At 74.4% G+C, this 12,188-nt stretch carries 10 protein-coding genes; 6 read left to right on the plus strand and 4 right to left on the minus strand.

The genetic code is table 11. The features are described 5' to 3' along the window. Window positions 1-8: 8 nt before the first annotated feature. Window positions 9-1,013: a helix-turn-helix domain-containing protein gene (locus ACIP5O_RS15305; RefSeq protein ID WP_401293143.1), complete on the minus strand. Its 1,005-nt coding sequence runs from the start codon at window positions 1,011-1,013 to the stop codon at window positions 9-11. 262 nt (window positions 1,014-1,275) lie between these two features. On the opposite strand from ACIP5O_RS15305, the gene ACIP5O_RS15310 reads away from it, so the two are divergent. Beyond that, complete coding sequence (locus tag ACIP5O_RS15310; RefSeq protein ID WP_401293145.1) at window positions 1,276-2,796, plus strand: chitinase; 1,521 nt, start codon at window positions 1,276-1,278, stop codon at window positions 2,794-2,796. An 82-nt stretch (window positions 2,797-2,878) separates the two neighbouring features. Here the strand turns inward: ACIP5O_RS15310 and ACIP5O_RS15315 are convergent, their stop codons facing one another. Then, complete coding sequence (locus ACIP5O_RS15315) at window positions 2,879-5,146, minus strand: heavy metal translocating P-type ATPase (protein ID WP_401293147.1); 2,268 nt, start codon at window positions 5,144-5,146, stop codon at window positions 2,879-2,881. Window positions 5,147-5,420: 274 nt separating this feature from the next. On the opposite strand from ACIP5O_RS15315, the gene ACIP5O_RS15320 reads away from it, so the two are divergent. The 3 genes from ACIP5O_RS15320 to ACIP5O_RS15330 all read left to right on the plus strand — a co-directional run bounded on the left by ACIP5O_RS15320 (window position 5,421) and on the right by ACIP5O_RS15330 (window position 8,077). Next, window positions 5,421-6,353, plus strand: a complete 933-nt coding sequence (locus tag ACIP5O_RS15320; protein ID WP_401293149.1) for a hypothetical protein — start codon at window positions 5,421-5,423, stop codon at window positions 6,351-6,353. 52 nt (window positions 6,354-6,405) lie between these two features. Then, window positions 6,406-7,113 (plus strand): copper homeostasis protein CutC, encoded by a 708-nt coding sequence (locus ACIP5O_RS15325; RefSeq protein WP_365542842.1) that lies wholly within the window; start codon window positions 6,406-6,408, stop codon window positions 7,111-7,113. A 70-nt stretch (window positions 7,114-7,183) separates the two neighbouring features. Then, a complete protein-coding gene (locus tag ACIP5O_RS15330) occupies window positions 7,184-8,077 on the plus strand; it encodes an aminoglycoside phosphotransferase family protein (RefSeq protein WP_401293152.1) in 894 nt (297 codons plus the stop codon). A 7-nt stretch (window positions 8,078-8,084) separates the two neighbouring features. Here the strand turns inward: ACIP5O_RS15330 and ACIP5O_RS15335 are convergent, their stop codons facing one another. After that, window positions 8,085-10,148 (minus strand): HelD family protein, encoded by a 2,064-nt coding sequence (locus tag ACIP5O_RS15335; RefSeq protein ID WP_401293154.1) that lies wholly within the window; start codon window positions 10,146-10,148, stop codon window positions 8,085-8,087. 274 nt (window positions 10,149-10,422) lie between these two features. Between ACIP5O_RS15335 and ACIP5O_RS15340 the strand changes: the two genes are divergently transcribed. Both ACIP5O_RS15340 and ACIP5O_RS15345 read left to right on the plus strand, forming a co-directional pair. Next, window positions 10,423-10,611, plus strand: a complete 189-nt coding sequence (locus ACIP5O_RS15340) for a hypothetical protein (protein WP_401293157.1) — start codon at window positions 10,423-10,425, stop codon at window positions 10,609-10,611. Between the two features lie 107 nt (window positions 10,612-10,718). After that, on the plus strand, window positions 10,719-11,036 hold the full coding sequence (locus tag ACIP5O_RS15345) for a hypothetical protein (RefSeq protein ID WP_401293159.1): 318 nt from the start codon (window positions 10,719-10,721) through the stop codon (window positions 11,034-11,036). On the opposite strand, the gene ACIP5O_RS15350 is transcribed toward ACIP5O_RS15345, so the two are convergent. Then, complete coding sequence (locus tag ACIP5O_RS15350) at window positions 11,033-12,178, minus strand: FAD-dependent oxidoreductase (RefSeq protein ID WP_401293161.1); 1,146 nt, start codon at window positions 12,176-12,178, stop codon at window positions 11,033-11,035. The genes ACIP5O_RS15345 and ACIP5O_RS15350 overlap by 4 nt on opposite strands. Window positions 12,179-12,188: the final 10 nt, after the last annotated feature.

Below are 12,188 nucleotides of genomic sequence, written 5' to 3' on the forward strand. Positions count from 1 at the left end.
CCGTACCGTCAGGAATCCCCGGTGCTCCGGAGCGTGTCCCCGAGCGCGCTCCGGAGCGTGCGCCGGGGCGCGCTCCGGAACGTGCGCCGGTACGTGTCCGGCGGGACCCCGAGCGCGTTGTGGAAGTGCCGCCGCAGGGTCGTCGCCGTGCCCATGCCCGTGCGGGCGGCGATGAGTTCGACGCTGTCGTCCGTGGTCTCCAGGAGTTCCTGGGCCCGGTGGATGCGCTGGGTGTGCAGCCAGCGCAGCGGGGTGGTGCCGGTGGTGGCGGTGAAGCGGCGGGTCAGGTTCCGGGTGCTCATGTTCATCCGGCGGGCGAGGTCGGGGACGGTCAGGGGTTCGTCGAGCCGGGCGCCCGCCCAGGCGAGGAGGTCCGCGAAGGCGTCGGCGGTGTCGGCGGACGTCGGCGCGGCGACGTACTGCGCCTGGCCGCCCGCGCGGCGGGCCGGGACCAGGAGCCGGCGGGCCAGTTCGGCGGCGACGGCGGCGCCGTGGTCGGCGCCGACCAGGTGCAGGCACAGGTCCATCCCGGCGGCCTTGCCCGCCGAGGTCAGGACGTTGCCGTCCTCGACGTAGAGGATGTCCGGGTCGACCTCGACCCGGGGGTGGCGGGCCGCCAGGTCGTCGGTGTGCGCCCAGTGGGTGGTGGCGCGGCGGCCGTCCAGGACGCCCGCGGCCGCCAGGACGAACGCCCCCGTGCACAGCGACACGATCCGCGCGCCCCGCGCGTGCGCCCCGCGCACGGCCTCCAGGAGGTCGGCGGGCGGAGCCGCGTCGACGTCGGTGCAGGACGGGACGATCACGGTGTCCGCGCCGACGAGGTCGTCCAGGCCGTGCGGGGCGTCGATCCGGAGCCAGCCGCCGACCCGGGCGGCGGCGGTCTCCCGCGCGGCGCAGACCTTGAAGTCGTACCAGCCGTCGGTGATCCCGCGGTCGACGCCGAACACCTCGCAGGCCGCCGCGGTCTCGAACAGCATCGTCCCGTCGTGGACCGCCAGCGCCACAGAAGTCATGCCGGGGAGTGTACGGAGCCGCCCGGACCTCCCCCCTCTGGCTTTTCGGACCACGGACCCCGCCCGCCCGCATCGTCCCAGCACCGCCCCCGTCCCCGTGCGTGTACCACGCAACGAAGCCCCGAATTGGTCTAGTCCAAGACTCCTTCAAGTTTGGTCCAGTCCATTGACGCGTCCGGCGCGGCAGGGCTAACTCCGTATGCCAACAGACGCGCGCAACAAAGGCGTTGGCGCACCCCGCCCCCACACCCACGGGACTGTCATGAGACGCGTACGCTCGCTCCGCTCGGCCCTCACCGCCGCGGTGACCGCCGTCGCCGCCCTCGGCCTCGCCGCCGTCGGCACCGCGCCCGCCCAGGCGGCCACCCCCCTCCCCGCGCACGTCTTCGCCCCCTACTTCGAGGCCTGGACCGGCGAGAGCCCCGCCGCCCTCAGCGCCCAGTCGGGCGCCAAGCACCTGACGATGGCCTTCCTCCAGACCGCCGCCAAGGGCTCCTGCACCGCGTACTGGAACGGCGACGGCTCCCTGCCCGTCGCCGCGTCCTCCTTCGGCGCCGACATCAAGACCATCCAGTCCCGCGGCGGCGACGTCATCCCCTCCTTCGGCGGCTACACGGCCGACACCACCGGCACCGAGATCGCCGACAGCTGCACCGACGTCAACCAGATCGCCGCCGTGTACCAGAAGGTGATCACCACCTACGACGTCACCCGGCTCGACATGGACATCGAGGTCGACTCCCTCGACAACGCGGCCGGCATCGACCGCCGCAACAAGGCCATCAAGGTCCTCCAGGACTGGGCCGCCGCCAACGGGCGCCAGATCGAGATCTCGTACACCCTGCCGACGACCACCCGCGGCCTCGCCTCCAGCGGCCTCGCCGTCCTCAAGAACGCCGTCGCCAACGGCGCCCGCGTCGACGTCGTCAACATGATGACCTTCGACTACTACGACAACGCCGCCCACGACATGGCCGCCGACACCAAGACGGCCGCCCAGGGGCTCTACGACCAGCTCGCCAAGCTCTACCCGGCCAAGACCCCCGCCCAGCTCTGGGGCATGGTCGGCATCACCGAGATGATCGGCGTCGACGACTTCGGCCCCGCCGAGACCTTCACCCTCGCCAACGCCCGCACCGTCTACGACTGGGCCGTCTCCAAGGGCATCAACACCCTCTCCTTCTGGGCGCTCCAGCGCGACAACGGCGGCTGCCCCGGCGGCGCCGCCGCCGACAACTGCTCGGGCATCCAGCAGAACACCTGGGACTTCTCCCACATCTTCGCCCCCTTCACCAGCGGGACGACCGCCCCGGCCGACGACTTCTCGGTGACCACCACCCCGGCCTCCGCCACCGTCGCCGCCGGCTCCTCCACCACCGCCACGGTGAAGACCGCCGTCACCGCCGGTACGGCCCAGGCGGTGAACCTCACGGTCGGCGGCCTGCCCGCCGGCGTCACCGCCTCCCTCAGCCCCGCCTCCGTCACCGCCGGCGGCTCCTCCACCCTCACCCTGAACACCACGACGGCCGCGGTCTCCGGCACGTACCAGATCGTGGTCAACGGGGCGAGCCCGTCCGCCGCCCACGCCGCCGTCCTCTCCCTGACCGTCACCGGCGGCGCCACCTCGTGCACGGCCGCCCCGTGGGCCAAGGCCACCGTCTACACCGGCGGCCAGCAGGTCTCCCACAAGGGCCACACCTGGAAGGCCAAGTGGTGGACGACGGGCGAGGAGCCCGGCACCACCGGCGAGTGGGGGGTGTGGCAGGACCTCGGCGCCTGCTGAGCCGTATCCGTCGCACGAGCGAGGGCCGGGGCCCGTCCGTTGTCGGACGGGCCCCGGCCCCGTGTGCCGGTCCGCTCGGCCGTCAGCCGTCGACCGCCTTGAAGCCCCGCAGCCGCAGGCTGTTGCCCACCACGAAGACCGAGGAGAAGGCCATGGCCGCGCCCGCGATCATCGGGTTGAGCAGCCCGGCCGCGGCGAGCGGCAGCGCCGCCACGTTGTAGGCGAAGGCCCAGAAGAGGTTCGAGCGGATCGTGCCGAGGGTCCGGCGGGAGAGCCGGATCGCGTCGGCGGCAGCCCGCAGGTCCCCCCGTACGAGGGTCAGGTCGCCGGCCTCGATGGCGGCGTCCGTGCCCGTGCCCATGGCCAGGCCCAGGTCGGCCTGCGCGAGCGCGGCGGCGTCGTTCACGCCGTCGCCGACCATGGCGACCGAACGTCCCTCGCCCTGGAGGCGCCTGACGACGTCGACCTTGTCCTGCGGCATGACCTCCGCGATCACCTCGTCGATGCCGACCTCGGCGGCGACGGCCTCCGCGACCGCCTTGTTGTCGCCGGTGAGCAGGATCGGCGTCAGGCCCAAGGCGCGCAGCCGGGTGATGGCCTCGGCGCTGGTGTCCTTGACGGCGTCCGCGACCTCCAGGACCGCGCGCGCCTCGCCGTCCCAGGCGACCGCGACGACGGTCCGCCCCGCCGCCTCGGCCGCGTCCTTCGCGGCCCTGAGCTCCGCCGGGAGGGCCATGGCCCACTCCTCCAGGAGCTTCTCGCGGCCGACGAGGACCGCGTGGCCCTCGACCACGCCCTGTACGCCGAGACCGGGGACGTTCGCGAAGTCCTCGGGGGCCGGGAGCGTCCCCACCCGCTCGGCCGCGCCGGTGGCGACGGCCCGCGCGATCGGGTGCTCGGAGGAGTGCTCCAGGGCGCCCGCGAGCCGCAGGACGTCCTTCTCCTCCACGTCCCCGGCGGTGTGGACGGCGAGGAGGGTCATCCGGCCGGTGGTGACGGTGCCGGTCTTGTCCAGGACGATCGTGTCGACCCGGCGGGTGGTCTCCAGGACCTCGGGGCCCTTGATGAGGATGCCGAGCTGCGCGCCGCGCCCGGTGCCGACCATGAGGGCGGTCGGGGTCGCGAGGCCCAGGGCGCAGGGGCAGGCGATGATCAGGACGGCGACGGCGGCGGTGAACGCGGCGGTGAGGCCCTGTCCGCTGCCGAGCCAGAAGCCGAGGGTGCCGAGGGCGAGCGCGATGACGACCGGCACGAAGACGGCCGAGATCCGGTCGGCGAGGCGCTGGGCGGCGGCCTTGCCGTTCTGCGCGTCCTCCACCAGCTTCGCCATCCGGGCGAGCTGGGTGTCGGAGCCGACGCGGGCGGCCTCGACGACGAGCCGGCCCCCGGCGTTCAGGGTGGCGCCGGTGACGGCGTCCCCGACGCCGACCTCGACCGGGACGGACTCGCCGGTGAGCATGGAGGCGTCCACGGCGGACGAGCCCTCGACCACGGTGCCGTCGGTGGCGATCTTCTCGCCGGGGCGGACCAGGAAGCGGTCCCCGACGCGGAGGTCGGCGGTCGGTACGGTGACCTCCCGGCCGTCCTCCAGGACGGTGACCTCCTTGGCGCCCAGCTGCATCAGGGCCTTCAGGGCCGCGCCCGCCTTCCGCTTGGAGCGGGCCTCGAAGTACCGGCCGGCCAGGAGGAAGGCGGTGACGCCGGCGGCGGCCTCCAGGTAGATGTTCCCGGCGCCGTCGGTGCGGGCGATGGTGAACGCGAAGGGGTGCGTCATGCCGGGCGTGCCGGCGGTGCCGAAGAACAGCGCCCACAGCGACCACAGGAACGCGGCGCCCGTGCCGACCGAGATCAGGGTGTCCATGGTGGCCGCGCCGTGCTTGGCGTTGGTCCAGGCGGCCCGGTGGAAGGGCCAGGCGGCGTAGACGACGACCGGCGCGGCGAGCGTGAGGCTCAGCCACTGCCAGTACGCGAACTGGAGGGCCGGGACCATGGCCATGGCGACGACGGGGACGGCGAGCACGACGGCGGTGACGAGCCGCTGCCGGAGGGGCCGCAGCTCCTCGTCCGCCCTCTCCTCGTCGGTGGGGCCCGCGCCGGCCGCCTCGTCCCTCGGGGGTTCGGGCTCGGCGGCGGTGTAGCCGGTGGCCTCGACGGTGGCGATGAGGTCGGCGACGCCGACGCCCGCCTCCGCGTCGAAGCTGACCTTCGCCTTCTCGGTGGCGTAGTTGACGGTGGCCTCGACCCCGTCCATGCGGTTGAGCTTCTTCTCGATGCGGGCCGCGCACGAGGCGCAGGTCATGCCGCCGATGGCGAGCTCGACCTGGGCCGTGCCGGATGTCGTCGTTGCCATGGCCTCTGCTCCTCGTCGGTCGATTCTCTCATGAGGATACCCTAGGGGGGTATGTATTCACGTCTCCAGGTATACCCCCGGCCCGTACCGGAAGCAAGGGGGCGGCGGCTTGACTTGATACCCCCTGGGGGTATCGTGAAGTGTGAGGAAGGGGCGGGACGAAGGGGCCGGTGCACGGCCACCCACGCCCCCTCCGCGTATGACCCGCGTATGACCCGCGTACGACGCACGTACGACCCGCGCACGACTCACGGACGACTACGGGAGAGCAGCCATGAACACCGGTGCGAAGATCACCGCCTTTGCCGCCGCGCTCGCCGCGACCTTCGGGACCGCGTACGGGGTCGGCGCGGCCGTCGGCCCCTCCGCGAAGCCCCCGGCGGTCGAGGAGCACACGGACCGCCACGAGGCGGAGCTCCACGAGGAAGCGCCTTCCGCCGCGAACGCGCCCGGCGGCCTCCAGCTCTCCGACGGCGGCCACACCCTCGCCCTGGAGACCCCAACCCTCGCCGCCGGCGGCGACGTCCTGAAGTTCTCCGTCGAGGACGCGGCCGGGAAGAAGGTCACCGCCTTCACGCCCGAGCACGGCAAGGAGCTGCACCTCGTCGTCGCCTCGCGCGACCTCACCGTCTACCGCCACCTGCACCCGGTGAAGGCGGCCGACGGCACCTGGACGGCCGGGGCGGACCTGCCGGCCGCCGGCCCCTACAAGGCCTTCGCGGACTTCACGCCCGCCGCCCCCGGGTCCCGGGCCCTCACGCTCGGCGCCGACGTCTCCGTACCGGGGGAGTACGCGCCGAAGCCGCTGCCCGCCCCCGCGCCGACCGCGCGGGTGGACGGCTACGAGGTCCGCGTCGGCGGGACCCTGGACCCGGGCGAGCCCGGTGAGCTGCGGTTCACCGTCTCCAGGGGCGGGAAGCCGGTCACCGACCTGGAGCCGTACCTCGGGGCGTACGGACACCTCGTCGCCCTGCGCGCCGGGGACCTCGCGTACCTCCACGTCCACCCGAACGAGGGGGGTCCCGGCCCGGACGTCTCCTTCACGGCGACGGCGCCCAGCGCGGGCGCGTACCGTCTCTTCCTGGACTTCCGGCACGAGGGCGAGGTGCGGACGGCGGCCTTCACGGTACGGGCGGGCGGTTCCGGGGCAGACGTTTCCGCAGATGGTGAGGCCGAGCACGGTGCGGGCGGCCACGAGCACGGCTAGGCTGGTCATTGGACTAGACCTATAGCCGTCATTCATGGAGGAATGGGCTTCGATGAGCAACCGTGCAGTCCTTGAGGTGATCGCCCTCGACGAGGAAGACGCGGTCGCCGCCCAGACCGGCGGCGCCGACCGGCTGGAACTCGTCACCGACATGGCGGCGGACGGGCTCACCCCGTCCGGGGCCGGCTTCGCCGCGATCCGCGCCGCCGTCGACATCCCGCTGCGCGTGATGCTGCGGCTCGCCGACGGCTTCTCGGCCGGCGGCCCCGAGGGCGTCGAGGCCCTCGTCACCCGCGCCGCCGATCTCCGGGAGGCCGGTGCGGACGAGTTCGTCCTCGGCTTCCTCACCCCCGACGGCGCACCGGACCTGGTCGCCGTCGAGCGTCTGATCGCCGTCCTCGACGGCTGCCGCTGGACCTTCCACCGGGCGATCGACCGCGCCGCCGACCGCGACGGGCTGCGCAAGGGCCTCGCCGACCTGCCGGGCCTGGACACCTACCTCACGGCCGGCTCCGCCACCGGCGTCGACGACGGCCTCGCCACCCTCAAGGCCGAGGCCGCCCGCGCGGGCGAGCCGGGCTACGAGGCCCGCATCCTCGTCGGCGGCGGCCTCCGCCTCGACCACCTCCCCGAACTGCGCGCGGCCGGCCTCGACGCCTTCCACATCGGCGGCGCGGCCCGCCCGCAGGGCTGGACGGCCCCGGTCTCGGCGGACGCGGTCCGCACGTGGCGCGAGGCGGTGGACGCGCCGCTCTCCTGAGCACCGGCGGTCCGCCGGCGTACGGGAAAACGCGTGGTCCCCCCGTACGCCGGCGACTAGCCTCGCCCGCATGCCCGTCCCCCACACCACCCCGCACATCCCTGACGCCGCCCTCGTCGAGCGCCTGATCGCCGCGCAGTTCCCCGCGTGGGCCCGTCTGCCCGTGCGGGCCGTGGACTCGGCGGGTACGGACAACACCATGTTCCGGCTCGGGGACGAGCTCGCCGTGCGGCTGCCGAAGGCGGAGTGGACGGACGGGCAGGCCGAGAAGGAGCGGTACTGGCTGCCGCGCCTCGCCCCGCGCCTGACGCTGCCCGTCCCCGTGCCCGTCGGGCACGGCGCGCCGGGGGAGGGGTTCGACCGGCCCTGGACGGTGTACCGGTGGCTCGACGGGGACGACGCGTACAACGCCCCGATCGCCGATCTCGCCCACGCCGCCGTCGAGTTGGGCCGCTTCGGCGTCTCCCTGCGCGCGGCGGACGCGACCGGCGGCCCGGCCTCCTTCCGGGGCGGCCCGGTCACCGACTGGGAGGAAGGCGCCATGGCGCCGGCGATCGAGGCCCTCGGCGCGGACGGCACGCTCGACGCCGCCGCCGTCACCGGGGCCTGGGAGGCGGTCCTCCGCCTCCCGCCGTGGCGGGGCGACCCGGTCTGGGTCCACGCCGACCTGCTCCCCGGCAACCTCCTCACCCGCGCCGGACGCCTGCACGCCGTCATCGACTTCGGCGGCCTCGGCACGGGCGACCCGGCCTGCGACATGATGGCCGCCTGGTCCCTCCTCACCGCCGGCACCCGCCCCCTCTTCCGCGAGGCCTCCCGCGTCGACGACGCCACCTGGGCCCGCGGCCGGGGCTGGGCCCTGTGCTGGGGCGTCGTCACCGAGGCGTACTACCGGGGGAAGAACCCGGTCCTGGCGTCCGTCGCCCACCGCACCTGGACCGAGGCCCTGGCGGACTTCCCCTAGGGGGCGGTCACACCTCCCCCAACTGGGCCGGCAGGGAAGCGGAGTGAACGACCGTCAGGCCCGACACCGCTCGCGTCAGCGCCACGTACAGGCGCCGCAGCCCCGTCCGCTCGTCGGGTTCGCCGTCGACGACCGCCGCCGGCTCGTCCAGGACCACGTAGTCGTACTCCAGGCCCTTCGCGAGCGACGCCGGGACCAGGGTCAGCCGGGACTCGGCCGTCGTCTCCTCGCCCGGCGAGAGGTGCGGCAGGCCCGCCGCCGCCAGCGCCTCCGCGAGCGGCCCGATCCGCGCGTCGGCGGCGATCAGGCCGATCGAGCCCTCGTGCCCCAGCGCCTCGACGCAGGCCGCGACCACGGCCGCGTCCAGGTCCTCCGCGCGCGTGTGCCGGACCTCCAGCGACCCCGGGTTCTCCCGGACCGACTCCACCGCCGCGAGCCCCGGCGACATGTGCGGAAGCAGCCGCGAGGCGTACGCGATGACCTCGCGCGGCACGCGGAAGCCGGCCGTCAGCTCCTCGACCACCGCCTCCGGCTTCCCCAGGTGCCCGAGCGCCTGCGCCCAGCTCTCCGTCGCCCACGGCGTCGTCCCCTGCGCCAGGTCGCCCAGGACGGTGGCCGAACCGGTCGTGCAGCGGCGGCCCACCGCCCGGTACTGCATGGGGGACAGGTCCTGCGCCTCGTCGAGGACCACGTGCCCGAGCGAATGCGTCCGCTCCACCAGGTCCGTCGCCTCGTCCACGAGCACCGCGTCCGCCGCCGACCACTTCGCCGTCCTCACGCTCCGGCCCGGCCTCTCCCACAGCAGCAGCTTCTGCTCGTCCTCCGTCAGCACCCCCTCGGCGTGCTCCGCCAGGAACTCCGCGTCGCCCAGCAGCCGCAGCACCAGCTTCGCCGGGTCCACCGGCGGCCAGCACTCCTTCACGACCGCCTTCACCGCCGCGTTCCGCGCGACCGCGTTCTGCACCCGGTCGTCCGGCGCCTCGCCCGCCTGCTCCATCCGTACGAGCACGGCGTGCGCGATCCGCTGCGGAAGGGCCTCGCGGGCCGCCCCGTACCGGATGTCGCGGTCGAGCAGCTCCCGCACCATCTCCTCGATCTCGTACGCCGGGACCCGCCAGCGCCGCGAACCGCGCACCACCATCAGGGACTCCTCCGGCAGCTTCACGTGCGAGCGGACCGCCCGCCGCAGCACCTCCGCCATCCGGGCGTCGCCCTTCACGACCGCCGTCGCCGCCGCGTCCGTCCCGCGCACCTCGACGTGCGCCACGAGGTCGTCGACCGTCGCCTGCCTCACCTCCAACTCGCCGAGCGCGGGGAGCACTTGCTCGATGTAGTGGAGGAAGGACCGGTTCGGCCCGATGACCAGCGTGCCCGTGCGGGCGAGCCGCTCCCGGTGCGCGTAGAGGAGGTACGCGACACGGTGCAGGCCCACGGCCGTCTTGCCGGTCCCGGGCCCTCCCTGCACGCACACCGACCCCGACAGGTCGGAGCGGACGATCTCGTCCTGCTCGGGCTGGATCGTCGCCACGATGTCCCGCATGGGGCCCACGCGCGGCCGCTCGATCTCCGCCTGGAGCAGCCGGCTGGTCCGCTCCAGCTCCCCGGGGTCGGACAGGTGCTCGTCCTCGTACGCGGTGAGCTCGCCGCCCGTGTAGCCGAAGCGGCGCCGCAGCCCCACGTCCTGCGGGTCCTTGCGCGACGCCCGGTAGAACGGCTGCGACACCGGGGCGCGCCAGTCGATCACCATCGGATCGCCGTCGGCGTCGTGGACGTGCCGCCGCCCGATGTAGAACCGCTGCCCCTCCTGCGTGGTGTGCAGGTAGTCGAGCCGCCCGAAGAACAGCGGGGTCCCGGCCAGGTCGGCCAGCGCCTTGATCCGGTCCTCGATCTGCCGCTCCAGGACGGCCGCGTTCACCCAGTTCGCGGTGACGTCCTTGATGTCCAGCGCCTGCACGTCCTCGCGCATCGCGCGCAGGGCGGCGCGGGAGGCGGTCAGGTGGGCGCGTTCGCGCGCGAGCGGATCGCCGGCGGACGGCGGCGGCTGGTCGGGATCGACTGCGGGTACGGACACGGACACGGCGGAGCCTCCGGGACGGATACGCGGACACGTCGAAGTGGCCGCCGGTTTCCGACCGGGCGGCGGCTCTCCACGGGGGAGGCGGGGAAGCTGGCGAGTGTAGACCCTGGGCGGGGCGCGGTGCGAACGGATTTCACCGGAATCCACCCCGTACGGGAAAAGGTCCGTCCCGTAGGGGACGAGGTCGCCCTCACGTCGGACCCCCGGTCCGTCCCGGATGGGACCTCAGGCCGATGTGTTCGTAATGTCCGGATTCCATGATGGAAGCATGTCCGCGACGACCTTCACCCTCGTGACCACCGCCCCCCGCCTCCACCGCGTGGGCCTCGCCCTCCGCGCGATACGCGCCTTCGGCGGCGCCGCGGCCGGCGTCGTCCTCCTCGGCGACTACGGTCCGCCGGAGGCGGGCGTGAGGGACCCTCGCCCGAGGTACGTGCCCGAACGCACGTCCGCCTGAGTACGCGCCCCGTCGTGCGTGCGCGTCCCGTCCTTGAGTACAGGCCCCCGCCCGGCTGAGTGCGGCGACGCCTGACGCTGCCCCGCCCCCCTTGATGGGATCGGGGCATGACGACGCCGACGCACACCACCACCGCCCCCGCCGCCCCCGCCGACCCCACCGCCCCGGACACCCGCGCCCCGCGCGTCCTCGCACTCTGCGGGTTCCTCCTCCTCGCCGGGTGCCTGGTGCTCACCGCCGCCTTCGGGCTCGTCGACGCCGCCGAGGGCGACGGAGCGGGCGGCGGGTTCCTCGTGGCCGGCTTCTGGGCCCTGGCCCTCGGGGCCGTCACGGGCGCGGCGGCCCTCGCCGTACCCCGTGGCGTGCTCGTCGCCGCCCAGTACGCCCCGGCGCTCGCCGGCCCGGTGCTCGCGGCCCTGGACTAGGACGCGGCGGTGCGGTCGTCCGGCTCGTACGGCTCGTGCTGCTCGTCGGACAGCAGTCCTTCGGCGGCCCCGTCGAGGAGGCGCTGCATGTCGGCCGAACGGGGCAGCATCGTCTCCTCGTACGCGCGGACGGCGTCGCCCGCGGTGTCGTGGTGCGCGAGGGCGAGGGCGAGTTCGCAGGCGTCGAGCATGGCGAGGTTGACGCCGACGCCGAGCGGGGGCATAAGGTGCGCGGCGTCCCCCAGCAGCGTGACGGACGGGTCGTGCTCCCAGGCGTGGGGGACGGGCAGCGCGTGGAGGGGCCGGTCGACGTAGGGGCCGTCGTTGTCGGAGACCAGCCGCCGCAGCCGGGGCGACCAGTCGCGGAAGCGGTCCAGGAGGAGGGCGCGGAGGGCGTCGGTGTCCCGGACGGTCAGGCCGGCGGCGGCGATCCAGTCGGCGGGGACGCGCTGGACGACGTACACGCGGATGTGGTCGCCGCCGTTGCGCTGGGCGAACAGGCCGCGCTCGCCGTCGGCCGCGGCGGCGCTGCCCGGGCCGACGAGCGCGGCGACCTCGGGGTGCCGTTCGTCGACGTCGTGGAACCAGGCTTCGAGGAAGGCGACACCGGTGTACCGGGGGGTGGCCGGGGAGACGGCGCGGCGGACCCGGGACCAGGCTCCGTCGGCGCCGACGACGAGGTCCGCCTCGACGGTGGTGCCGTCGGCGAAGCGCAGCAGGCGGGGACCCCCGGCGGGGCCCTCGACGGAGCGCAGGGTGCGGCCCCAGCGCACGGTGCCCGGCGCGAGCGAGTCCAGGAGGAGGCCGCGCAACAGGCCGCGGTCGATCTCGGGCTTGAAGCGTTCGCCGTCCTCGGGGACGTGGTGGAAGCCGATCGCCGCCGTCTTCGCGTCCAGCTGGCGCATCTCCTGCCCCTCGGGACGGGAGAGGCGGAGGAAGTCGTCGAGGAGCCCGGCCTCGCGCAGGGCGATCTGGCCGTTGTCCTCGTGCAGGTCGAGGGTGCCGCCCTGGTCGCGGGCGTCGGGGCCGGTCTCGTGGTCGTACACGGTGACGGCGATGCCGTGCCGTTGCAGGACGCGGGCGCAGGTCAGGCCGGCGGGGCCGGCGCCGATGACGGCGATGCGGGGGGTGGGGGAGGTCATGGTGGTGCTC

This window comes from Streptomyces sp. NPDC088915, from assembly GCF_044749825.1.
GTDB lineage: Bacteria > Actinomycetota > Actinomycetes > Streptomycetales > Streptomycetaceae > Streptomyces.

Bases quoted from the DNA above. Each gene is read 5' to 3' on its own strand.
- ACIP5O_RS15305 (WP_401293143.1), bottom strand. From the start codon at position 1,013: ATGACTTCTGTGGCGCTGGCGGTCCACGACGGGACGATGCTGTTCGAG.
- ACIP5O_RS15310 (WP_401293145.1), top strand. From the start codon at position 1,276: ATGAGACGCGTACGCTCGCTCCGCTCGGCCCTCACCGCCGCGGTGACC.
- ACIP5O_RS15315 (WP_401293147.1), bottom strand. From the start codon at position 5,146: ATGGCAACGACGACATCCGGCACGGCCCAGGTCGAGCTCGCCATCGGC.
- ACIP5O_RS15320 (WP_401293149.1), top strand. From the start codon at position 5,421: ATGAACACCGGTGCGAAGATCACCGCCTTTGCCGCCGCGCTCGCCGCG.
- ACIP5O_RS15325 (WP_365542842.1), top strand. From the start codon at position 6,406: ATGAGCAACCGTGCAGTCCTTGAGGTGATCGCCCTCGACGAGGAAGAC.
- ACIP5O_RS15330 (WP_401293152.1), top strand. From the start codon at position 7,184: ATGCCCGTCCCCCACACCACCCCGCACATCCCTGACGCCGCCCTCGTC.
- ACIP5O_RS15340 (WP_401293157.1), top strand. From the start codon at position 10,423: ATGTCCGCGACGACCTTCACCCTCGTGACCACCGCCCCCCGCCTCCAC.
- ACIP5O_RS15345 (WP_401293159.1), top strand. From the start codon at position 10,719: ATGACGACGCCGACGCACACCACCACCGCCCCCGCCGCCCCCGCCGAC.
- ACIP5O_RS15350 (WP_401293161.1), bottom strand. From the start codon at position 12,178: ATGACCTCCCCCACCCCCCGCATCGCCGTCATCGGCGCCGGCCCCGCC.